This is a genomic window from Enterobacter sp. PP-008-ECC_S150 (assembly GCF_045257065.1).
GTDB classification, from domain to species: domain Bacteria; phylum Pseudomonadota; class Gammaproteobacteria; order Enterobacterales; family Enterobacteriaceae; genus Enterobacter; species Enterobacter chengduensis.
This window is the reverse complement of sequence record NZ_JBJHHG010000006.1, coordinates 1-20,337: the sequence shown is the minus strand read 5'-3', so window position 1 is coordinate 20,337 and position 20,337 is coordinate 1. Positions and strand designations below refer to the sequence as shown.

The following is a 20,337-nucleotide window of genomic DNA, read 5'->3' as shown; positions in this document are numbered from 1 at the left end:
AGAAAACTCAGCAGCAATGGGCGGGGATTGTACGCCGGGGAAGGGGAAGGTCAACTCCCCGGCGCAGATGTCTTACTTAAGCTTTGACTGTGCCCAGACGATGCCGCTCGCGTATTCCGGCGGCAGGAGCGGGACCATCGCTTCCAGCGTGGCGCTCAGGCGGCCGGTGTCGCTGTCGTTCAGGTTCAGGTGGCCGACCTTACGACCCGCGCGCACCTCTTTGTCATACCAGTGCAGATGCACCAGCGGCAGCTTCAGCCAGTCGTAGTTCAGATCGGTCCCGATCAGGTTGATCATCACCGACGGGCTGTTCACCACCGGCTGCGGCAGCGGCAGGTCCGTAATGGCGCGCAGATGCAGTTCGAACTGGCTGATGGACGCGCCGTTTTGCGTCCAGTGGCCGCTGTTGTGCACGCGCGGCGCCAGCTCGTTAATCAGCAGGCCGGACGGCGTAACGAAACACTCCATCGCCATCACGCCCACGTAGCCCAGCTCGTGCATGATGGCCGAGAGCATATCTTCCGCCTGCGCCTGCTGGTCAGCATTGGCGTGCGGGAAGGCGACGCTGGTGCGCAGAATGCCGTCCTGGTGCAGGTTATGCGTCAGCGGATAAAAGACGGTGTGCCCGTCGTGCCCGCGCGCGCCAACCAGCGACACTTCACCGCTAAAGTTAATGCCCTGCTCAACGATGCACTCGCCGTAGCAGTCGTCCGGCAGTTCGGCAGTGTCGTTTGCGCGCAGACGCCACTGGCCGCGGCCATCGTAACCGCCTACGCGGCGCTTCACGATTGCCAGCTCGCCCAGCATGGCGAAGACGTCGTCCCACTCGCGCTTGTCGGCCAGGAGCTGCCACGGCGCGGTCGGCAGGCCGAGCTTGTCAAACAGCTGCTTCTGCGTCAGACGGTCGGCAATAATCGGGAACACGTCGCGGTTAACGAAGGCGTTATGACGCGCCAGCTCGCGCGTCAGGGCGGTTTCCGGCCAGCGTTCGATCTCGGCGGTGATCACGCTCTGGTGGAACGGTACGGCTTCAGGCTCGGCATCCAGCCCGACGGGCCAGACGGCAATACCCAGCGGCTCGCCGGCCTGGCGCAGCATGCGGCCTAGCTGGCCGTTACCGAGGACGCAAACCTGCTTCATGCCGCACCTCGCGGGTCCGGGTTGTCAAGCACCTCGTCGGTCTGGGCTTTGCGCCAGTCCGCCAGACGCTGATGTAACGCTTTATCGTGCGTCGCCAGAATCTGCGCCGCCAGCAGGGCTGCGTTTGCCGCACCCGCTTTACCAATCGCCAGCGTGCCGACGGGAATACCGCGCGGCATCTGGACGATGGAGTAGAGGCTATCCACACCGCTTAACGCGGCGCTTTGGACCGGGACGCCGAGAACCGGCACCAGGGTTTTTGCGGCAATCATGCCGGGCAGATGTGCTGCGCCGCCCGCACCGGCAACGATCACCTCATAGCCGTTCTCTTCGGCGCTTTCGGCGAAGCTGAACAGTTTGTCCGGGGTACGGTGCGCGGAGACCACTTCTACGTGGTGCGGAACATTCAGGATTTCAAAGATTTCGGCGGCGAACTGCATGGTGGCCCAGTCGCTTTTGGACCCCATTACGATGGCGACACGCGCCGGATTATTGCGGGAAGACATGCGTCTTAAAACTCCTGTGGTGCGAAACACACTGCTTTCGAGGGCACAGAGAATAGCATGGAATATCGGCAAGGAAAACGGTTGCGCGGGTAAAGACGCCGCAAAATCGCGCGGATAATCAGAACGGAAAAGCGATAAGTTCGACGCCGTCGGGCGTGACTTTCACCATCGATCCTTCGCTGTGCCACGCGCCTAATACCACTCGGTGTGCGGGCTGGCCGTTGGCGATAAGGGTATGTACGTCAGGACGATGGGTATGGCCGTGGATCAGCCACTGAACGCCATGCTTTTCCATGATGTCCACCACGGCCTGCGGGTTCACGTCCATGATGGTCATGGATTTGCTGCTGTTGGCGGCTTTACTGCCCGCGCGCATTCTGGCGGCGATACGGTTGCGAATAAACAGCGGCAGGGCAAGGAACACCTTCTGGATCCACGGGGTGTGGACTTTGGCGCGAAACGCCTGGTAGCCGGTATCGTCAGTGCAGAGCGTGTCGCCGTGCATGATCAGCACCTTGCGGCCATAGAGGTCGAGCACCTGCTCTTCCGGCAGCAGCGTCATGCCGCTTTCGCGGGCGTAGTGCCTGCCGATCAGGAAATCGCGGTTGCCGTGAATGAAGAAGCAGGGAACGCCGGACTCGGCCAGCGCTCGAATGGCCGAGGCCATTTCACGGTGCAGCGGGTCAGGGTCGTCATCACCAATCCAGGCTTCAAAGAGGTCGCCGAGGATGTACAGCGCGTCGGCGCTTTTCGCTTCACCGCGTAAAAAACGCAGAAAACCGGCGGTAATCGCCGGTTCTTCTGTTTGCAGATGCAGATCCGCAATAAAGAGTGTCGCCACGAATTACTCGCTGACGGTCACGCTTGTAATCACAACGTCTTCTTTAGGAACGTCCTGATGCATACCGCTGCGGCCGGTAGAGACGGCTTTGATCTTGTCGACCACGTCCATACCTTCAACCACTTCTGCGAATACGCAGTAGCCCCAACCCTGCAGGCTTTCGCCGGAGAAGTTCAGGAAATCGTTGTCCGCCACGTTAATGAAGAACTGTGCAGTAGCAGAGTGAGGCGCCTGAGTACGGGCCATCGCCAGCGTGCCACGGGTGTTTTTCAGGCCGTTGTTCGCTTCGTTCTTGATCGGCTCTTTAGTCGCTTTCTGGTTCATGCCAGGTTCGAAACCGCCGCCCTGGATCATAAAACCGTTGATCACGCGGTGGAAAATGGTGTTGTTGTAGAAACCTTCGCGGCAGTAGTCCAGGAAGTTTTTAACTGTTTCAGGCGCTTTGTCATCAAAGGTTTTGATTACGATATCGCCATGATTAGTGTGGAAAGTAACCATTTTTGCATCCTGTTCCGTTATTGTGGTACGTCGACCCGCGTTCGGGTCATCTATAGGGGCCTGTTATAGCATAACCACAGGATGCGATCACCTTGCATTGTGTGCTGCTTCGGGTTTGAATTACGGGTAGAATAGCCGGTTTTCAACCACACACGTGTTTACATGGAATCTTCGATGTTAAAAATCTTTAATACAATGACGCGCCAAAAAGAGGAATTTAAACCTATCCATGCCGGGGAAGTCGGCATGTACGTGTGTGGTATTACGGTTTACGATCTCTGTCACATTGGCCATGGCCGTACCTTTGTCGCCTTCGACGTGGTGTCACGCTACCTGCGTTTTTTGGGCTATACCCTGAAATACGTGCGTAATATCACCGACATCGACGATAAAATCATCAAGCGCGCGAATGAAAACGGCGAAAGCTTCGTTGCGCTGGTGGATCGTATGATCGTCGAAATGCACAAAGATTTTGACGCCCTGAATATTCAGCGTCCGGACAGCGAGCCGCGCGCAACCCACCATATTCACGAAATTATTGAGATCACCGAAAAGCTGATCGCACGCGGTCACGCCTACGTTGCGGACAACGGTGACGTGATGTTCTCGGTGCCGACGGACCCAACCTACGGCGCGCTTTCTCGCCAGGATCTGGACCAGCTCCAGGCCGGCGCGCGCGTTGACGTGGTTGACGTGAAGCGTAACCCGATGGACTTCGTCCTGTGGAAAATGTCGAAAGAGGGTGAACCAAGCTGGCCATCCCCGTGGGGCGAAGGCCGTCCGGGCTGGCACATTGAATGTTCCGCCATGAACTGCAAACAGCTGGGCAAACACTTCGACATTCACGGCGGCGGTTCAGACCTGATGTTCCCGCACCACGAAAACGAAATCGCCCAGTCCACCTGCGCCCACGGCGGCGAGTACGTGAACTACTGGATGCACTCCGGAATGGTGATGGTTGACCGCGAGAAGATGTCGAAATCGCTGGGTAACTTCTTCACCGTGCGCGACGTGCTGAAATATTACGACGCGGAAACCGTGCGCTACTTCCTGATGTCCGGCCACTATCGCAGCCAGCTGAACTACAGCGAAGAGAACCTGAAGCAGGCCCGCTCGGCGCTGGAGCGTCTGTACACCGCGCTGCGCGGTACCGACAAATCTGTTCCTGCGGCAGGCGGCGAGGCGTTCGAAGCGCGCTTTATTGAGGTGATGAACGACGACTTCAACACCCCGGAAGCGTACTCCGTGCTGTTTGACATGGCGCGCGAAGTGAACCGCCTGAAGTCAGAAGATATGGCCGCGGCGAATGCGCTGGCGTCCCATCTGCGTAAGCTCTCCTCCGTGCTCGGCCTGCTGGAGCAGGAGCCGGACGTGTTCCTGCAAAGCGGTGCGCAGGCGGACGACGGCGAAGTGGCGGAGATTGAAGCGTTGATCAAGGCGCGTCTGGAAGCGCGTCAGGCGAAAGACTGGGCGGCGGCAGACGCGGCGCGTAACCGTCTGACCGAGATGGGTATTATTCTGGAAGACGGCCCGCAGGGCACCACCTGGCGTCGTAAGTAAGTTCGTAAAGCCCGGTGGCGCTGACGCTTACCGGGCCTAAAGGTGAAAGTAGGCCGGGTAAGGCGTAGCCGCCACCCGGCTTTTTTTACCTTCTTTTCCACCACAGCAAGCCCATCAGCACGACTCCCGGCAGCCACACCCACAGCAGTTCCGAGATAATGACCTCATGCCCGTACGGCGTGGTATAGCGCGACAGCGCAAACGGCGCGACCTTAATCACCTGCCACGGCGCAAAGAAGCGCTCATCAGACCACGGCCACAGCCAGCCGACGCCTTTCCCGCCGGTCGTCACGGAATCCAGCAGGCTGTGCGAGAGCAGTGACACGGTTAAAAACAGCCAGCAGCGCGTCAGGCTGGCCCTGAACCATCGTCGGCCAATCAGCACGCACAGTATCGGCACCACAAAGGCAAACAGCAGGGAGTGGGTAAACCCGCGATGGCCGAAAACGTTGCCGTAGGCCACGCCGAACTTAAAGGCCAGCACGTCGGCGTCCGGCAGCATGGCGAGGACAATCCCGGCAAACAGCAGGCGGGGAGGAATGACTTTGGTTCCCAGGCCTAAGCCCAGGCAAAGCGGAACGGCAGCGTGCGTAATTACGGTAGGCATTGTCATTATCCATGGCAAATCATGGAAATATAGCAGTAATCCCGCGCCAGCAGACCTGTGCTAAATTCTGATTTTACGCCGACTCGCGTGCGATAAGCTGCCCGGAAAGGGTAATGCGCTGGGTTTGCAGATCCGGCTCTTTCAGCTTGCGGATAATCAGCCCCGCCGCCTGACGCCCGGTTTCGTCGCTCGCTGAAGAGACGTAGGTAAACGACGGGGAGGTGAGGTTAACGTGGAGCATATCTTCAAAACCGACCAGCGCGACCTGCTGGGTCAGAAACACATCCTTTCCCACCGTACGCCCCACCTGGTGAATACCGGAGATCGAACCGATCATGGCATCCGGCGAGTGGCAGAGCAGGGCGGTGATGGTGTTGTTTTTCTCAAGCAGCTGACGCGTTGCCATCGCCGCCGCCTGCGTATCGTCGGTGCAGGCGGGAGACGATTCGTCACGCCAGACCAGCCCGCTTTGCGTCATGGCGCTGCGAAAACCGAGCAGGCGTTGCTCGCGGATAAGACAGCCGTCGCGCCCGCCAATATAGGCGATATTGCGGTGTCCGCGCTCAATAAGATAGCGCGCGGCCAGGTTAGCGGCCTGGCGGTTATCGCGCATCACCAGATTACATTTTTCATCCAGCAGCGACTGGGAAACCACCACCAGCGGCAGCGGGCAGCGGCGAATGTGCTCCGGCAGCGTTGAGGTGCGGGTGTCTGACGCCAGATAGATGACCCCCGCCACGCCCTGCTGCTTAAACGAGAGCAGGGTGCGTTCGAGATGGTCACGGTCGTTCAGGGGCTGACCGAGAAACACCATATAACCCTGCTTCTCCAGCTCCTGAACAATGCTCGCCATCACTTTAATAGAGAAGCTGTCGCTGAAGTCCCGCAGGATCAGGCCGATTAAATTAGAGGTGTTGGCGCGAAGGTTGGCAGCGGCGACGTTATGAACATAGCCCAGCGTATTGATGGCAGCATTGACCTTCCCGATCGTTGCCTCTGAGATTTTCCCTTTCTGGCGCAGCACCAGCGAGACGGTGGAAACCGACACGCCCGCGTGCTTTGCGACATCAATAATGCTGACTTTCTTCAAAACCGCTCCCTGAAATTTGCCGATTATCAGCCAGATAAAACACGTCTCCCAGCGTACAGGAGACGTGTCGTTCAGGCATCTTATTATTTGCCGATCATGGTGGACATGGTCTGGGCGATAAACTGTGCTCTGGCACCGAAAATCACCTGAATACCGTTGTCGCCGACGAAGACCACGCCGCGCGCGCCGAGCCCGTTCAGACCGTCTTTATCGACCGCCTCGCTTTTTGACACTTCCAGGCGAAGGCGGGTGATGCAGGCACCAACGGAGTCGATGTTATGCGCCCCGCCCAGCAGGGTGATGATCTCGGTCGCGAGTTCGGAGTCCGATTTCTCATCCGCGTTGGCGGTCACTTCCGTGCGGCCCGGCGTCTTCACGTCGAAGCGACGGATCACGAAGCGGAACGTGAAGTAGTAGATCAGGCCCATTGGAATGCCGATGATAATGGCGCTCAGGAAGTGGGTCTGATAACCGTTAAACGACGGCAGGATCCCGAACGAGAGGTAGTCGATAAAGCCCGCCGAGAACGACTTGGCGATATGCGCATGCAGCAGGTACATGGTCATGTAGGCCAGGCCCGCCATGATGGCGTTAAAGACGTACAGAATCGGCGCCACGAAGATAAAAGTGAACTCGACCGGTTCGGTGATCCCCGTCAGGAAGCAGGTGAGCGCCGCGGAGAACAGAATACCGGCCGCGATTTTCTTATTCTTCGTGTGGGCTTCGTGGTACATCGCCAGGCATGCTGCGGGCAGCGCGAACAGCATCAGCGGGAATTCACCCTGCATGAACTTACCGGCGTTTTGGTAGGTATCGCTGCTGAAGGATTTCACCCCTTCTTCCAGCATCTTGAACCAGATGGTCTGGTCGCCGTGGATCACCTGGCCCGCCTGGGTGGTGTAATCCCCGAACGAATACCAGAACGACGGATACCAGATATGGTGCAGACCGAGCGGGATCAGCGCGCGCTCCACCAGGCCAAAGATAAAGGTCGACGCCGCCTGATTATCGCCGTTAACCACCACGGAGAGCGCGTCGATACCGGCCTGAATATGCTGCCAGACGTACGGCAGCAGCAGCCCCATCAGGAACGACAGAAACGCCGTTGCAATCGCCACGAAGCGCTTTCCGGAGAAGAAGCCGAGGAACTCCGGCAGCTGCATGGTGTGGAAACGGTTATAGCACCATGCCGCGAGAATACCGCAGATCAGGCCGCCAAAGACGCCCATCTGCAGCGTCGGAATGCCGACCACCAAGGCGTATTTCCCGCCCTGGGAGGCCATTTCCGGCGTGATGCTCAGCACGGTGCTGATGGTGATATTGGTGACAAACACCGAGACCGCTGCAGAGAGCGCAGCAATGCCGGATTCCGACGCCAGGCCTACGGCAGAGCCAATGGCAAACAGCATCGGCAGGTTATCAAAGATCACCCCGCCCGCGTTCATCATCAGCGGCAGATGGAACTTATCGCCGAAGGCCAGCAGCAGGCCCGCAGCGGGAAGCAGTGAAATTGGCAGCATTAAGGCGCGACCAATCATCGATAACTTAGACAGCGATTTAACAAACCCTGATATCAGACTCATGCTGATTTCCCCCGAGTAGCGCTTTTTTAGGCGCTGTTATTGTAAGTAGAACGTTTTAGTAGAACGTTCTACTTATCGTGGGCAAAGAGTGAAAAACGCGCAACTGAATTTTCACGTTTCAACAGACGAAATAGTGATTATTTGAAGTGGATCGATAAATAAGCTTAATGGGTGTGAGGGGAGGGGGAGAGAAATTGCCGGGTGGCGGAGAGAGTACGTAGGCCCGGTAAGCGCAGCGCCACCGGGCATCAAACGGCTCAGGCCGTAACCGTCACGCTCTGACCTTCAAAGCTCACGGTCTGGCCCGCGACAATCTTGCAGCGCTTGCGGGTTTCCACCGCACCGTCCACTTTGACAAGCCCGTCGGCAATGGCGATTTTCGCCTGCGCGCCGCTTTCGCTCCAGCCTTCCAGCTTGAGCAGATCGCACAGCTCAACGTGCGGGTATTTTCCTAATGAAAAAGTCGCCATCTTACGCGTCCTCTACGTCGTGATATTCTTCGCACGCCTGCAGGGTATTCTGAATCAGCGTGGCTACGGTCATCGGGCCTACGCCGCCCGGTACTGGGGTAATGTAAGACGCGCGCGCGGCGGCGTCTTCATACACCACGTCGCCGACCACTTTGCCGCTTTCCAGACGGTTAATCCCGACGTCCACGACAATTGCACCTTCTTTGATCCACTCGCCTGGGATAAAGCCCGGCTTGCCGACCGCGACGATCAGCAGATCGGCGTTCTCGACGTGGTGGCGCAGGTTTTTGGTGAAGCGGTGGGTGACGGTGGTGGTGCAGCCGGCCAGCAGCAGCTCCATGCTCATCGGGCGGCCCACGATGTTGGACGCGCCGATAACCACGGCGTTCAGGCCGTAGGTGTCGATGTTATAGCGCTCCAGCAGCGTCACGATACCGCGCGGCGTGCACGGACGCAGGCGCGGCGCGCGCTGGCACAGGCGGCCAACGTTGTACGGGTGGAAACCGTCCACGTCTTTATCCGGCGCAATACGCTCCAGCACCTTCACGTTGTCGATACCGGCTGGCAGCGGCAGCTGAACCAGAATACCGTCGATCTCTTTATCGGCATTCAGGGTGTCAATCAGTTCCAGCAGTTCTGCTTCGCTGGTGGTTTCCGGCAAATCGTAAGAGCGGGAGACGAAGCCGACCTCTTCACACGCTTTGCGCTTGCTGCCGACATAAATCTGCGATGCCGGGTTGCTGCCAACCAGCACAACGGCGAGCCCGGGGGCGCGTTTTCCGGCCGCTTTACGCGCCTTCACTTTTTCCGCGACCTCAGAGCGCACCTGCTGCGCAATCGTTTTACCGTCAATAATCTTTGCTGCCATCAGAGAGAAGATTCCGTCTGTAACGTTTGAAAGGGGGGATGGCCTGTATTTTGTCAGAAGCGAGCGTCGCTGTCAGTCACCCTTTACGCGTTTTTATCAGCGAGGCGCAAAAACCCTTCTTAGGGGATGGTCAATTTCTTAGGCAGTATTAGGATGTGACCTGGCGAAATGGCAGCGTTTTGACATATTTAAACGTTTATTCCTGAGCTACTTTGTCTCCTCCGAAATAAGCTTTCAATTTTTCAATTGAACGTATTTCTTATTCCCGATTATTGGCGGGAAGGGTTATTTACATTTTAAAGGAATAGACATGAAACTCAGCAACATTGCTTCTACTGTTATTGCAACTTTGGCCCTGGTCGCGGGTGCCGCTCATGCAGATGCGGTTTCCGTCAATGGCGGTACCGTACATTTTAAAGGGGAGCTGGTTAATGCTGCTTGTTCAGTAAATACTGATTCTTCCGAGCAGACCGTTAATCTGGGTCAATATCGTACCGCGAAATTTACCAAAGTGGGCGACACCACCTCGAATATTCCATTCAACATTGAACTGAATGACTGCGATCCGCAGGTTGCTCAAACGGCAGCGGTTGCGTTCACCGGTCAGATCGACCCAACGGACAAAACCCTGCTGGCCGTCACTTCCGGTAACAACGACAACACCGCGAAAGGCGTGGGCATTGAGATCCTCGACAGCAAATCCAGCGTGCTGACCCCAGACGGTGCAACCTTCTCTGCTGCGCAGACGCTGATCGAAGGGACAAACACCCTGAAGTTCACCGCGCGCTATAAATCAACGGCTGCCACTACCGCGCCAGGCCAGGCGAACGCTGACGCCACCTTCGTAATGAAATACGAATAATTCCTCCGCACAGGGATGTTCAGGCCTCAGGGACGAGGCCCGTCATACGCTATTGCCAGGAACGAAGGATGACAAGGACTGGAACACTACTGCTGTTAACCCTTGCGATGGCTTGCCCGGCATCGGCGCATACCGTGGTGATCGAGGGCGGCAAGGTTCATCTCAGAGGTGAACTGGTGAACGGCGGCTGCGCCGTGGCGCCCGACAGCCAGAATATGCGCATCGACATGGGGCAGTACCGAACCAACTCATTTTCCGGCGTGGGCAGCTTTTCCACGGTGAATGTGCCTTTTACCGTGCGGCTGCTGGACTGCAGCGTTGATGTATCGCGCACCGTGGGGATCCAGTTTCAGGGCGTCACGCCCGCAGAAGATCCGCAGGTTTTTCTGGCGACATCGCGCCCGGGTGAAGCACCCGTCAGCAGCGGCGTAGGGCTGGCGCTCTTTGACGAACAGCAACGTCAGATTATCCCAAACGCCACGGCCGTCAGCTGGCTGCCGATCGATACCCCCGAGCTCGCGTTCCATTTTAGCGCCCGCTATCGGGCTATTTCCGAACACCTCGAGCCAGGCAAAATTCAGTCGGATGTCTGGTTTACGTTGATTTATCCATAACACCTGCGAACACATTATTAAAGGTACGGTAGTGATGAATACCCTAATTAAACCAGGATTGTTTTTATCGTTTATTTTGATGATGGTTTCTACCTGCGCTAATGCATCCGGCGGTATTGCGCTGGGAGCCACGCGCGTTATTTATCCCGCAGAGGCAAAGCAAACGTCGCTGGCGATCACCAACAGCAACAAGCAGGAACGCTATTTAATTAACGCGTGGATTGAAAATGCGAGCGGGCAAAAAGAAAAGACCTTTGCCGTCACCCCGCCCCTGTTTGTTAGCGAACCAAACAGTGAAAACACGCTGCGTATTATTTACGCCGGGCCCGCGCTGCCTGCCGATCGCGAATCGCTGTTTTACATGAACGTGAAGGCCATCCCGTCGGTGAACAAAGCGAAAACGGAAAACAATAACGTGCTGCAGCTGGCGATCCTGTCCCGCATCAAGCTGTTTGTGCGCCCAAACAACCTGGCGATGCAGCCAGAAGAGGCGCTTTCCCAGCTGCGGTTTGAACGCGCAGGTAATCATCTCAAAGTCAGCAACGCGTCGCCGTATTACATCACTCTCGTCAATCTGACGCTGGGCGGCCAGAAGCTGGAAAACCTGATGGTGGCGCCGAAAAGCTCGGCACAGCAGGTGTTGCCAGCCGGTGCCGGCGGTTCGCTTTCCTGGCAGAGCGTGAATGACTACGGCGCCATCACCCCGGCGCGTAGCGTCAACCTGTGAGCAGAGTCAGGGCGATGAAAAACCACCAGAGACGTTACTGCCCGGTTGCGCTGGCGCTGATGGCTGCGCTCTGGCCGCAGGCTGGCTGGAGCGAAAGTTATTTCAACCCGGCCTTCTTGTCCGACGACACCGCCAGCGTGGCGGATTTGTCGCGTTTTGAACAAGGACACCAGCAGGCGCCCGGCGTTTATCGCGTGGATATCTGGCGTAACGATGAGTTTATCGGTACCCAGGACGTGCGTTTTGAGCAGGCCGAAAACACGCCGCCGGTAGCGGGCGGGCTATCACCGTGCGTTACGCGCGCGATGCTCGATCGCTTTGGCGTCAAAGTGGCGGCGTTTCCCGAGCTGGCTAAGGTGCAGGGCGAGACCTGCTTGCCGTTGACCACGGCCATACCCGGCAGCGAAACGGTATTCAACTTTGCCTCACAGCGTCTGGACGTCAGCCTGCCGCAGGTGGCGTTGCAAAACAGCGCCCGGGGCTATATTCCGCCTGAACAGTGGGATGAAGGCATCCCCGCCGCGCTGGTGAACTACAGCTTCACCGGTAACCGGGGAAGCGAAGACGACAGCTATTACCTCAACCTACAAAGCGGGCTGAACTATGGCGCCTGGCGCTTGCGTAACAACGGCGCATGGCGCTACACGCAGACGAACGGGCAGCGGCGCAGCGAGTGGCAGAATATTGGCACCTGGGCGCAGCGCACCGTTATCCCGCTGAAAAGCGAGCTGGTGCTGGGCGACAGCAATACCGGGAATGACGTCTTCGACAGCATGGGGTTCCGCGGCGGGCGGCTCTTCTCGTCCGACAGCATGTACCCGGACAGCCTGCAGGGCTACGCGCCGACCGTGCGCGGGATCGCCCGGACCCCCGCCAAAGTGGTGGTGCGTCAGAATGGCTACGTTATCTATCAAAGCTATGTCCAGCCGGGCGCCTTTGCGATTACCGATCTCAACCCAACTTCCTCAAGCGGTGACCTGGACGTGACGGTGGAAGAGAAGGACGGCAGCCAGCAGCGCTATACCGTCCCTTACTCCACCGTGCCGCTCCTGCAGCGTGAGGGGCGCTGGAAGTACGACCTCGTCGCGGGGGATTACCGCAGCGGCAACAGCGATCAGGACACGCCGTTCTTCACCCAGGGCACCCTGATTACCGGTCTTGCCAACGGTTATACGCTCTACGGCGGGACGCAGCTGGCGTCACGCTATACCGCGGTGGCCGTCGGGGCCGGAAAAAACCTGGGCGACTGGGGGGCGGTCTCGCTTGATATCACCCACGCCCGCAGCCAGCTCGCGGACGACAGCAAGCACGAAGGGCAGTCGCTGCGCTTCCTCTACGCCAAGTCCCTTAACGGCTTCGGCACCAACTTCCAGCTGCTGGGCTACCGCTACTCGACAAAAGGGTTTTACACCCTCGACGACGTGGCCTGGCGCACAATGGAAGGCTATCAGTATGCCGATAGCCAGAACGATAACGATGTGCCGGACGTGCAGAGTTATCACAACCTGACGTGGAATAAAAAAGGCCGCTTCCAGCTCAACGTGTCGCAGTCGCTGGGGGATTACGGCTCGGTCTACATCTCCGGTAGCGAGCAGACCTACTGGGGAACCGACGAGACGAACCTCTGGTACCAGCTGGGCTACGCGGGTGGCGTGAAGGGAATTAACTACTCCGTTTCGTGGTCGTGGAACAAATCCGTCGGGATCGACGGCACCGACCGAATCGCTTCGTTTAACGTCTCCGTGCCGTTCAGTATCTTTACCCCTCAGGGCTATCGTCGGGACAGCGCGATTGACCGCGCCTACGCCACGGCATCCGCCAGCCGAAACAGCGATGGCGACACCAGCTGGCAAACCGGCGTCAGCGGCACGCTGCTGGAGGACCGCAACCTCAACTACAGCGTGACCCAGGGGCATGCCAGCACCAACGGCTCAAGCGGAAGCGCCAGCGCTAACTGGCAGGCGACCTACGGCACGCTGGGCGTGGGGTACAACTATTCCCGCGACCAGCACGACCTCAACTGGCAGCTCTCCGGCGGCGTGGTTGGCCACGCTGACGGCGTGACCTTCAGCCAGCCGCTGGGCGATACCAACGTGCTGATCAAAGCCCCGGGGGCATCGGGCGTCAGCATTGAAAACCAGACCGGCGTGAAGACCGACTGGCGGGGCTACGCGGTGATGCCGTATGCCACCGTCTACCGGTACAACCGCGTGGCGCTGGATACCAACACCATGAGCAACAACACCGATATCGAAAACAACGTGAGCAGCGTGGTGCCGACCAAAGGCGCGCTGGTGCGCGCCAGCTTCGATACCCGCATTGGCGTGCGTGCCCTGCTGACGGTGACGCGCGGCAGCCAGCCCGTGCCGTTCGGCGCGGTAGTTCGGGAGATCAAAAGCGGCGTCACCAGCATGGTGGGGGATGACGGGCAAATTTACCTGAGCGGGCTGCCGCTGGAAGGCGAGCTGCTGATCCAGTGGGGCGACGGGGCGCAGTCCCAGTGCCGTGCGCCATACAGCTTGTCTGAACAGAGCCTGCAGCAGGCAATCACACTGAAGGGGATTCGCTGTGAATAAAATCCACATTCTTGCCTTGTCGCTTCTGGCGCTCCTGCCCGCGACAAACGCATTAGCGACCGTGTGCGTCAATGAAAAAGGCGTGCCGACCGAGGTGCATTACGACCTGACGGATAAATTTAATAGCTCGAATAACCAGGTCGGACAGGTCGTGACGCTCAGCGAGAAGTCGCAGTGGGTAGGGGTGAATGCCGTCTGCCCGAAGGGCACGACCGGGAATACCACCAGGCGTAGCTATGTGACCGATTACCCGGTGACGGGAACGAGCGACGGCTATCAGTATCTGAAGCTTAACGACTATCTGGACGGGGCCATGAAAATCACGGACAGCTATGCTGGCGTGTTTTACCCGCCCAAAAACTATATCCAGATGGGGAACCATCCCAACGTTTCCAAAAACAAACCGTTTGGCGTGCAGGATTCCAGCCTCGTCTTCCGCCTTAAGGTGACCCGGCGCTTTATTAACATGGTGGTGATCCCGCGCGCCACGATGTTCCGCGTTTACGTGACCACCACCGCCTCTGACCCGTTAACCACACCGGTCTACACCATCAGCTACAGCGGAACCATCCAGGTGCCGCAAAGCTGCGCTATTAACGCCGGTAACGTGGTGGAGTTTGATTTCGGAGACATTGGCGCCTCCCTGTTCAGCAAGGCGGGCGCGGGCAACAAGCCGGAAGGGGTTTCATCGCAGAGTAAAACCATCGCGATTAAATGCACCAACGTAGAGGCGAACGCCATGTTGACGATGCGCGTTGAGGCTGAAAAGGTCTCGAGTAATGCGCTGGTGTCGGATAACCCGGACGTAGGGTTCATCATTGCCAACGAGAGCGGCGCGCCGCTCACGCCCAACAATCTGACGAGCAAAATACCGTTCCGCCTCGACGACAGCGCGCAGGCGCAGGTGGGCATTCGGGTCTGGCCGGTGAGCGTGACGGGCAATAAGCCCGCGGAAGGGCGCTTCACCTCGCGCGGTTATCTGCGCGTGGATAACGACTAAGGAGCCAGTATGCGAAACGGGATCCGTTTTATTACCGTGGCGCTCTTTGCGCTTTGCACCCAGGCTCAGGCGGACACCGCGTTGGGCGAGATTAACATTCGTCTCTACGGCAATATTGTCGATTTTACCTGCGTTGCCGAGGGCAGCGACAGCGATAAAACCGTCACGCTGGGCACCTGGCCCACGAAACAGCTCGGCACCACCGGGAGCCGCACGCAGCCTATGCCGTTTACGCTCAAGCTGACCGGCTGTCCGCCGGGCGCGGCGTCCATTACGTTTTCGGGAAAAGCTGACGGGAGCAATAGCGGGTTGCTGGCGCTGAATGACGCCAGTACGGCAACGCATGTCGCCGTTGAGATCAGGGATGCGGATAAAACGCGTCTGGCTCTCCAGCAGGCCAGCCAGGCGGTCGCGGTGGATGCGCAGGGGAATGCAACATTGTCGTTTTATGCCAATTATATTGCCACTGCCGATAACCCTCAGCCCGGACGGGCCGATGCAGATGCCACCTTCATGATTAACTATAATTAGCGCTGACCGCACTCCCTGCAGCTCAGATAAGCTGCAGGGAGTGAATTCAGGTTATAGCAGTTCGTGCGCTTTAGCGTAATCAATTAATTCCACGATGCTTTGCACACCCAGTTTGGAATAAATATTGGATTTATGCGCGCTAATGGTTTTGTTGCTTAATAGCAGCTGTTCAGCAATTTCCTTATTGGATAATCCATTCGCCAGGTAACGTAATACCGTGACCTCGCGATTCGATAATGGCATATCGACAGCCATCCCTTTCCCTGAACCCAAATGGTTTATAAAGTTCAGCGTTTCCGACGGGAAAAAGGAATAGCCCATCAGGATCATTTCTACGGCGTTGTAGATCTCACCCAAATCTTTTCGTTTACTGACGAAGCCATTTGCCCCGGCGCGAATGGCGCGACCCGCGTAAAATAACTCTGATTTAGACGAGAGGAACAGAACCTTAATGTCTTTGTTTAAGTTTCTGATTCTCTTGAGTAAAGAGAATGCATCCGTGCCCGTGAGTTCAATGTCAAGGATCACCAGATCGATAGGGTGATTGCGGATACAGTCAAGGACTTCATGGCTATCGCCAGACTTGAGCTTGACTGTGATATTCTTATTTTTCTGTAGCAGGACTTCTATCGACATTCTGACGATAGGATGTTCGTCCATAATGATAACGGATGCCGGTTTCATTTTTAATGCCTCAGATTGTTAAAAGCGTTATGCAGAGTTTGTAAAACTCTCGAAATGCCGGAAGGATATAAAGTGCAGATCCCTATACCGTAGTATTTCCCTGGAAAGAGCGAAAGCATCCTTGTTTACGTAATGAAAAGAACTATGCCTCAGCGCGGTCATCTCATTTGGCTGGTGTTGGCAAAAAGATTTTTCTTATTCAGATTTGGTACGCTTCTTATTATACAGGGTAAGTTTTTTCCGAAAACCCTGTAAATTAATATCCGCTTATGTGTTTGTATTATCTTCTGGATCTGAATCGCTATTTTTTTAATTTTAGCGGAAATATCCTGTTATCTCATTTACCGCATATTTTCATCTTTATGTAATAACAAAAAATAACAGATATCTCTGTATGTTGATCAATTGTTAACAAAAATACGCATCATTTGGCGGGATAAACCCACGCTGATGAGGTTAACAATTGCCCTCGCAGGCCGTCATACCTTCATCTGAAAGCGCACGAGTTGACCCGGAGGTCCGCGTCTTCCGTACAGGAGAAGATGCTATCCGCTTCGTTTTTTCCTCCCGGGAGATGTCGCTAAGCTGCTTGTTTTTACATCATTATCATCTTGTTAACGCTCTCTGCATTCACTTAACGGATGGAGGAAAGTGCTGCCGTTTGTTCAATTCGTGGCATTTCACAAGGTTCGAGCCCGTAAATTAGGAATAGTTATAAATTCGAGTTTTTTGTTAAAAATTAACATTTTTGAAACGCGAATGGTAAGTAAATTCCTAAAGCGCTTTAGGAAATGAGGGGTTAGGGCGTGAGTGAAAATGTGCAGTCAGAGAGGTTGTTAAGAAGGTGGAGCAATTCCTGCCGATGACTCAACCCGAGCTTCACCAGGATGCAGCTGAGACGGTAGATAATGCGGCTATAGGGTCGATTCTGCATTAGGGCAATCTGACGTAACGTCTTGCCCCGGGAGAGTTCCTGCAGGATCGGCCATTCATTACGCGAGAACCAGTCTTTGTCGGATCCCTGTGGAGGAGGCGTATCCAGAAGGCTGTGCTGGAGCGCCGCGGCGTTCAGCTGGCGTTCGAGCACATGGAAGGGGCCCGCCGCTTTGCAGAAGAGGCGGGTGTCGTAGTTATCGGCGCGGACTAACAGCCAGGGCGTAAGAAAAGGAGGAAACAGGCTATGCCTTCTCAGCTGATCCAGTTTATCGAGAAGCCCCGTAGACCGGCTTTCAATATCCACAACCAGACGGGCGGAGGGCCATTGCGCCTGCGCGACAAGGGCGTCGTCCAGCGTGGCGTAGTCGCAGCAGCTGCTCAGGGGAAACTGCCCGTTGAGAAAACCGGTGCGCAGGTAGTGATCTTCCGTCACAAGAAGGATAAACGGGGCGTCTGTTTTGCGGGGCTGGCTGATGGACTGGCTCAAAAATTCGAGCCGGTCGAAAAAGGGGGGAGCAAAAGGTGAGCGCGTAAATCCCAGTGCATCACTTCCTGTACGCCGCCGCCGGTAACGGCGCACTGTCATTCGCATGGCCTCCCTCCTGGAAATGGCGTTTTAATCCTCCGGCCATGTCCAGGACGGCCAGTAATATCCCTGGCCGAGGTCTGCGCCTGCCTGCAGTGCCCAGGTACGATCGCGTTCAGTCTCAATACCTTCGATAAGCACTTTCCCCGCCAGCTGAAAGCAAAGGGAAACCAGTTGCCTCAGGGCAGGGGTGTCGCGTAAACGCCAGAATGCTTCCTTATCTATCTTGATGCCGCTTAACGGGAGTCGGCAGGATAAAAACGACCGCACTAAGACGTCATCCACGTCATCCAGCCAGATTGCGTGTCCCTGTCTGCTCAGCTGCTGCAGATTCTGAACGACCTGCTGCTTCTGCGCGACGGGCTGCGCCGCAAAAGAGGCGAGGTCGACCAGCTCAATATTGAGCGGCGCGCCTTTCATCCGGATAAGTCGCTGATAAGAAGCAGGCTCTGTCAGGACGGTTATCGGCAGATTAATAAAAAGATTATGAGCGTACGGCGTATTTTTTAGCGCGGCCAGCTGTGCTTCAAGCAGCGTTATCGACCAGTCGGCGGACCGATCGCAAAAAAAGTCCTCGCTGTGCCGCCTGTCGGACAGAACGCTCAGTACCTCCACGCCGGCCTGGCGCAAGGAGGTGAGGGAGACGATGGGCTCAAGCTTAATGCCGACGATGTCCTGAGAAATGTACTGTAACCGGGGGGGCGTATCGATCGGGTTATGCGCAGTCACTCCATTATCCTGTTTTCTGTCAGCCTCCAGGCGGCTGGGATACCTGGCTCTAGTGTGACGAGCGGACGTTCAGGAAAACAGCAGGCGTTACTTAAATGCAACTAAGCCTTTTCGCAGCGCTAAATCTTATGGTGAAACAGGAGGAAATGTTGAGAAAATAGCCTTGTTTACAATCGGCTAGCGGTAATTACCCCTGAAAACGGAAAAGGCATTGACTCACCTGCCATTGACCGTATAATTCCTCGCGTTTCACACCGCGAAGTTCACTCTTCTCAGTGCGCCCTTAGCTCAGTTGGATAGAGCAACGGCCTTCTAAGCCGTAGGTCGTAGGTTCGAATCCTACAGGGCGTGCCATTTAGAAACAGGCACTTACGCCAGTTTCAAACCAGCCTGATTTTCTCCTTGTGTCGTATTTGTGTCATGGTTGCCAAAAATGGCATCTATTTTCCGTGCGTGCTCGCTTAAATGGTTCGGTGCCAGGTGAGCATAACGACGGACCATTTCGATCGATTCCCAGCCTCCCATTTCCTGCTGAACTGACAGCGGTACTCCGGACTGAATTAACCAGCTCGCCCAGGTATGTCTGAGGTCGTGAAAACGGAAGTCTTCAATACCCGTTTTTTCCAGGCCAATTCGCCAGGCGCTGTTGTCGTCCACACGCATTTTCCGTACAGCCGGAGTTACCGTTTTATCCGGTCGAGTAGACGGCTTGGTGTGAACGAATACCCACCTCGAACTCTTCCCAATCTGATCCCTTAATACCCTGCATGCGGTATCATTCAGAGCCACGCCGATAGCCTTGCCCGCCTTCGCGTTCTCCGGATTTACCCATGCAACCTTTCTCTGCATATCGACCTGTTGCCACTCCAGATCAATGATGTTGGAGCGGCGCAGGCCGGTTGCCAGTGCAAATATCACCACTGGCTTTATCGACTCCGGCATACAGGCGATAAGCCGTTCAGCCTCGTCTCTGGTCAGCCAGCGAATACGTTTGCTGATTGGCTTTTTGGTTTTAATGACTGGAGCCGTCTTAATCCATCCCCAGTCATTGGCTGCAGTCTTCAGCAGAGAACGCATAAAAGACAGGTGCTGGCTCTTTGTAGCCTGACTTACTGGCTTTTCAACATACGGAGGCGGCTCCTTTCCTCTGCGTAAAGCTGCATCCCTTCTCGACTCCCACACCTGAATATGCTTCCGGTTTACCATCTTTGAAACGGCATCATAGACGTGTTCTGCCGTGATGGTCGAAACATCCCTACCTGAGAAATGCTGCAGGAAGTATTCTATTTTGGTCTTGTCGTCATCCAGTGACCGCTTGTGCTCCTTCTCCCGAATCCACCTGATGCAGCATTCCTCAAACGTCCTTGTTGGTAATTCCCCAATTTTATCTACACGCCATGCTTCTGCTTTCAGCCTGTCGTGCAACTCCTGAGCTTGTTTCTTGTCCCCCGTACCAAGAGATTGTCTAATTCTTTTCCCTGACGGTGTAACGAAATGACAGTGCCACACTCCGCCTCTGAGGGTGATTGACATAAATACTCTCCTTTATGTTCACCCGCGCTCGCGGCAACAGGATCGCGCGGGTCATGTAAATACGCAATACAGGCGACATCGGTTGTGCGGTATTTGTTACCGACCTTCTTTCCGGCTAGCTGTCCTGAGTCGATGAGCCGATAGACAGTCCTCGGTGAGACCTTCAGGAGTTTCGCCGCCTTTTGTGCAGTGAGTGGTTCTGCTGTAATTGACCTGCTCCCCGTTGATTAATACACCGCGATGTTAGTAATGTCTTCATAAGCCACATGAGGACGTCCACATGAAGAAGCGTTTTTCCGATGAACAGATCATCAGTATCCTCCGCGAAGCTGAAGCCGGGGTTTCTGCCCGTGAGCTCTGCCGCAAGCACGCCATTTCCGATGCCACCTTTTATAC

At 56.1% G+C, this 20,337-nt stretch carries 22 protein-coding genes and 1 tRNA gene; 9 read left to right on the top strand and 14 right to left on the bottom strand.

The genetic code is table 11. From position 1 onward, the window contains the following. Positions 1 to 72: 72 nt before the first annotated feature. The 4 genes from purK to ppiB form a co-directional block, all read right to left on the bottom strand. A complete protein-coding gene (purK, locus tag ACJBF3_RS08570; protein ID WP_045328435.1) occupies positions 73 to 1,140 on the bottom strand; it encodes a 5-(carboxyamino)imidazole ribonucleotide synthase in 1,068 nt (355 codons plus the stop codon). Next, on the bottom strand, positions 1,137 to 1,646 hold the full coding sequence (gene purE, locus ACJBF3_RS08565) for a 5-(carboxyamino)imidazole ribonucleotide mutase (RefSeq protein ID WP_045328437.1): 510 nt from the start codon (positions 1,644 to 1,646) through the stop codon (positions 1,137 to 1,139). The genes purK and purE overlap by 4 nt, the downstream gene beginning before the upstream one ends. Positions 1,647 to 1,764: 118 nt before the next feature. Then, complete coding sequence (gene lpxH, locus ACJBF3_RS08560; protein WP_045328438.1) at positions 1,765 to 2,487, bottom strand: UDP-2,3-diacylglucosamine diphosphatase; 723 nt, start codon at positions 2,485 to 2,487, stop codon at positions 1,765 to 1,767. A 3-nt stretch (positions 2,488 to 2,490) separates the two neighbouring features. Continuing rightward, positions 2,491 to 2,985 carry a peptidylprolyl isomerase B gene (gene ppiB, locus ACJBF3_RS08555; protein ID WP_008499327.1) on the bottom strand — a complete coding sequence of 165 codons (495 nt, stop codon included), beginning with the start codon at positions 2,983 to 2,985 and terminating at the stop codon, positions 2,491 to 2,493. Positions 2,986 to 3,159: 174 nt separating this feature from the next. Between ppiB and cysS the strand changes: the two genes are divergently transcribed. Beyond that, on the top strand, positions 3,160 to 4,545 hold the full coding sequence (gene cysS, locus ACJBF3_RS08550) for a cysteine--tRNA ligase (RefSeq protein WP_045328439.1): 1,386 nt from the start codon (positions 3,160 to 3,162) through the stop codon (positions 4,543 to 4,545). Between the two features lie 85 nt (positions 4,546 to 4,630). On the opposite strand, the gene ACJBF3_RS08545 is transcribed toward cysS, so the two are convergent. The 5 genes from ACJBF3_RS08545 to folD form a co-directional block, all read right to left on the bottom strand. Next, positions 4,631 to 5,152 carry a metal-dependent hydrolase gene (locus ACJBF3_RS08545; RefSeq protein WP_045328440.1) on the bottom strand — a complete coding sequence of 174 codons (522 nt, stop codon included), beginning with the start codon at positions 5,150 to 5,152 and terminating at the stop codon, positions 4,631 to 4,633. Between the two features lie 73 nt (positions 5,153 to 5,225). Further along, the gene (gene malI, locus ACJBF3_RS08540; protein WP_045328441.1) at positions 5,226 to 6,242 is read right to left on the bottom strand and encodes a Mal regulon transcriptional regulator MalI; all 1,017 of its coding nucleotides are present in this window, start codon (positions 6,240 to 6,242) and stop codon (positions 5,226 to 5,228) included. Positions 6,243 to 6,325: 83 nt separating this feature from the next. Next, positions 6,326 to 7,825: a PTS transporter subunit EIIC gene (locus tag ACJBF3_RS08535; RefSeq protein WP_045328443.1), complete on the bottom strand. Its 1,500-nt coding sequence runs from the start codon at positions 7,823 to 7,825 to the stop codon at positions 6,326 to 6,328. Positions 7,826 to 8,082: 257 nt separating this feature from the next. Beyond that, positions 8,083 to 8,295 (bottom strand): ribosome-associated protein YbcJ, encoded by a 213-nt coding sequence (gene ybcJ / locus ACJBF3_RS08530; RefSeq protein WP_045328444.1) that lies wholly within the window; start codon positions 8,293 to 8,295, stop codon positions 8,083 to 8,085. A 1-nt stretch (position 8,296) separates the two neighbouring features. Continuing rightward, on the bottom strand, positions 8,297 to 9,163 hold the full coding sequence (folD, locus tag ACJBF3_RS08525) for a bifunctional methylenetetrahydrofolate dehydrogenase/methenyltetrahydrofolate cyclohydrolase FolD (protein ID WP_045328445.1): 867 nt from the start codon (positions 9,161 to 9,163) through the stop codon (positions 8,297 to 8,299). A gap of 310 nt (positions 9,164 to 9,473) precedes the next feature. Here folD and fimA point away from each other — a divergent pair, with 310 nt between their 5' ends. The 6 genes from fimA to sfmF all read left to right on the top strand — a co-directional run bounded on the left by fimA (position 9,474) and on the right by sfmF (position 15,473). Further along, on the top strand, positions 9,474 to 10,025 hold the full coding sequence (fimA, locus tag ACJBF3_RS08520) for a type 1 fimbrial major subunit FimA (RefSeq protein WP_045328447.1): 552 nt from the start codon (positions 9,474 to 9,476) through the stop codon (positions 10,023 to 10,025). Between the two features lie 68 nt (positions 10,026 to 10,093). Beyond that, positions 10,094 to 10,639 (top strand): type 1 fimbrial protein subunit FimI, encoded by a 546-nt coding sequence (gene fimI / locus ACJBF3_RS08515; protein WP_045328448.1) that lies wholly within the window; start codon positions 10,094 to 10,096, stop codon positions 10,637 to 10,639. Between the two features lie 34 nt (positions 10,640 to 10,673). Continuing rightward, the gene (gene fimC, locus ACJBF3_RS08510) at positions 10,674 to 11,366 is read left to right on the top strand and encodes a type 1 fimbria chaperone FimC (RefSeq protein WP_045328450.1); all 693 of its coding nucleotides are present in this window, start codon (positions 10,674 to 10,676) and stop codon (positions 11,364 to 11,366) included. A gap of 14 nt (positions 11,367 to 11,380) precedes the next feature. Next, positions 11,381 to 13,942 carry a fimbrial biogenesis usher protein gene (locus ACJBF3_RS08505; protein WP_045328452.1) on the top strand — a complete coding sequence of 854 codons (2,562 nt, stop codon included), beginning with the start codon at positions 11,381 to 11,383 and terminating at the stop codon, positions 13,940 to 13,942. Beyond that, positions 13,935 to 14,942, top strand: coding sequence for a type 1 fimbria D-mannose specific adhesin FimH (gene fimH, locus ACJBF3_RS08500; protein WP_406544928.1), 1,008 nt, complete (start codon positions 13,935 to 13,937; stop codon positions 14,940 to 14,942). Before ACJBF3_RS08505 ends, fimH begins: the two co-directional genes overlap by 8 nt. A gap of 9 nt (positions 14,943 to 14,951) precedes the next feature. Next, positions 14,952 to 15,473, top strand: coding sequence for a fimbria assembly protein (gene sfmF / locus ACJBF3_RS08495; protein ID WP_045328456.1), 522 nt, complete (start codon positions 14,952 to 14,954; stop codon positions 15,471 to 15,473). A gap of 51 nt (positions 15,474 to 15,524) precedes the next feature. Here the strand turns inward: sfmF and fimZ are convergent, their stop codons facing one another. From fimZ to ACJBF3_RS08480, 3 genes are all read right to left on the bottom strand, one after another. After that, complete coding sequence (gene fimZ, locus ACJBF3_RS08490) at positions 15,525 to 16,157, bottom strand: fimbria biosynthesis transcriptional regulator FimZ (protein ID WP_045328457.1); 633 nt, start codon at positions 16,155 to 16,157, stop codon at positions 15,525 to 15,527. Positions 16,158 to 16,956: 799 nt separating this feature from the next. Beyond that, a complete protein-coding gene (locus tag ACJBF3_RS08485) occupies positions 16,957 to 17,685 on the bottom strand; it encodes a response regulator transcription factor (protein ID WP_047716285.1) in 729 nt (242 codons plus the stop codon). Between the two features lie 24 nt (positions 17,686 to 17,709). Further along, a complete protein-coding gene (locus ACJBF3_RS08480) occupies positions 17,710 to 18,408 on the bottom strand; it encodes an EAL domain-containing protein (protein WP_045328461.1) in 699 nt (232 codons plus the stop codon). Between the two features lie 277 nt (positions 18,409 to 18,685). Here ACJBF3_RS08480 and ACJBF3_RS08475 point away from each other — a divergent pair. Then, positions 18,686 to 18,762: transfer RNA gene (locus tag ACJBF3_RS08475), tRNA-Arg, on the top strand. 15 nt (positions 18,763 to 18,777) lie between these two features. Here the strand turns inward: ACJBF3_RS08475 and ACJBF3_RS08470 are convergent. Beyond that, positions 18,778 to 19,935 carry a site-specific integrase gene (locus tag ACJBF3_RS08470; protein WP_145974509.1) on the bottom strand — a complete coding sequence of 386 codons (1,158 nt, stop codon included), beginning with the start codon at positions 19,933 to 19,935 and terminating at the stop codon, positions 18,778 to 18,780. Further along, complete coding sequence (locus tag ACJBF3_RS08465) at positions 19,818 to 20,150, bottom strand: helix-turn-helix domain-containing protein (protein ID WP_072049978.1); 333 nt, start codon at positions 20,148 to 20,150, stop codon at positions 19,818 to 19,820. Before ACJBF3_RS08465 ends, ACJBF3_RS08470 begins: the two co-directional genes overlap by 118 nt. A 71-nt stretch (positions 20,151 to 20,221) precedes the next feature. Between ACJBF3_RS08465 and ACJBF3_RS08460 the strand changes: the two genes are divergently transcribed. Beyond that, positions 20,222 to 20,337, top strand: a 116-nt coding sequence (locus ACJBF3_RS08460; protein WP_152641195.1) for a transposase, incomplete at its 3' end; no start/stop codon positions are given.

Coding starts and splice junctions, on each gene's coding strand:
- purK (WP_045328435.1), bottom strand. CDS start 1,140: ATGAAGCAGGTTTGCGTCCTCGGTAACGGCCAGCTAGGCCGCATGCTG.
- purE (WP_045328437.1), bottom strand. CDS start 1,646: ATGTCTTCCCGCAATAATCCGGCGCGTGTCGCCATCGTAATGGGGTCC.
- ppiB (WP_008499327.1), bottom strand. CDS start 2,985: ATGGTTACTTTCCACACTAATCATGGCGATATCGTAATCAAAACCTTT.
- cysS (WP_045328439.1), top strand. CDS start 3,160: ATGTTAAAAATCTTTAATACAATGACGCGCCAAAAAGAGGAATTTAAA.
- ACJBF3_RS08545 (WP_045328440.1), bottom strand. CDS start 5,152: ATGCCTACCGTAATTACGCACGCTGCCGTTCCGCTTTGCCTGGGCTTA.
- ACJBF3_RS08535 (WP_045328443.1), bottom strand. CDS start 7,825: ATGAGTCTGATATCAGGGTTTGTTAAATCGCTGTCTAAGTTATCGATG.
- ybcJ (WP_045328444.1), bottom strand. CDS start 8,295: ATGGCGACTTTTTCATTAGGAAAATACCCGCACGTTGAGCTGTGCGAT.
- folD (WP_045328445.1), bottom strand. CDS start 9,163: ATGGCAGCAAAGATTATTGACGGTAAAACGATTGCGCAGCAGGTGCGC.
- fimA (WP_045328447.1), top strand. CDS start 9,474: ATGAAACTCAGCAACATTGCTTCTACTGTTATTGCAACTTTGGCCCTG.
- fimI (WP_045328448.1), top strand. CDS start 10,094: ATGACAAGGACTGGAACACTACTGCTGTTAACCCTTGCGATGGCTTGC.
- fimC (WP_045328450.1), top strand. CDS start 10,674: ATGAATACCCTAATTAAACCAGGATTGTTTTTATCGTTTATTTTGATG.
- ACJBF3_RS08505 (WP_045328452.1), top strand. CDS start 11,381: ATGAAAAACCACCAGAGACGTTACTGCCCGGTTGCGCTGGCGCTGATG.
- sfmF (WP_045328456.1), top strand. CDS start 14,952: ATGCGAAACGGGATCCGTTTTATTACCGTGGCGCTCTTTGCGCTTTGC.
- fimZ (WP_045328457.1), bottom strand. CDS start 16,157: ATGAAACCGGCATCCGTTATCATTATGGACGAACATCCTATCGTCAGA.
- ACJBF3_RS08485 (WP_047716285.1), bottom strand. CDS start 17,685: ATGCGAATGACAGTGCGCCGTTACCGGCGGCGGCGTACAGGAAGTGAT.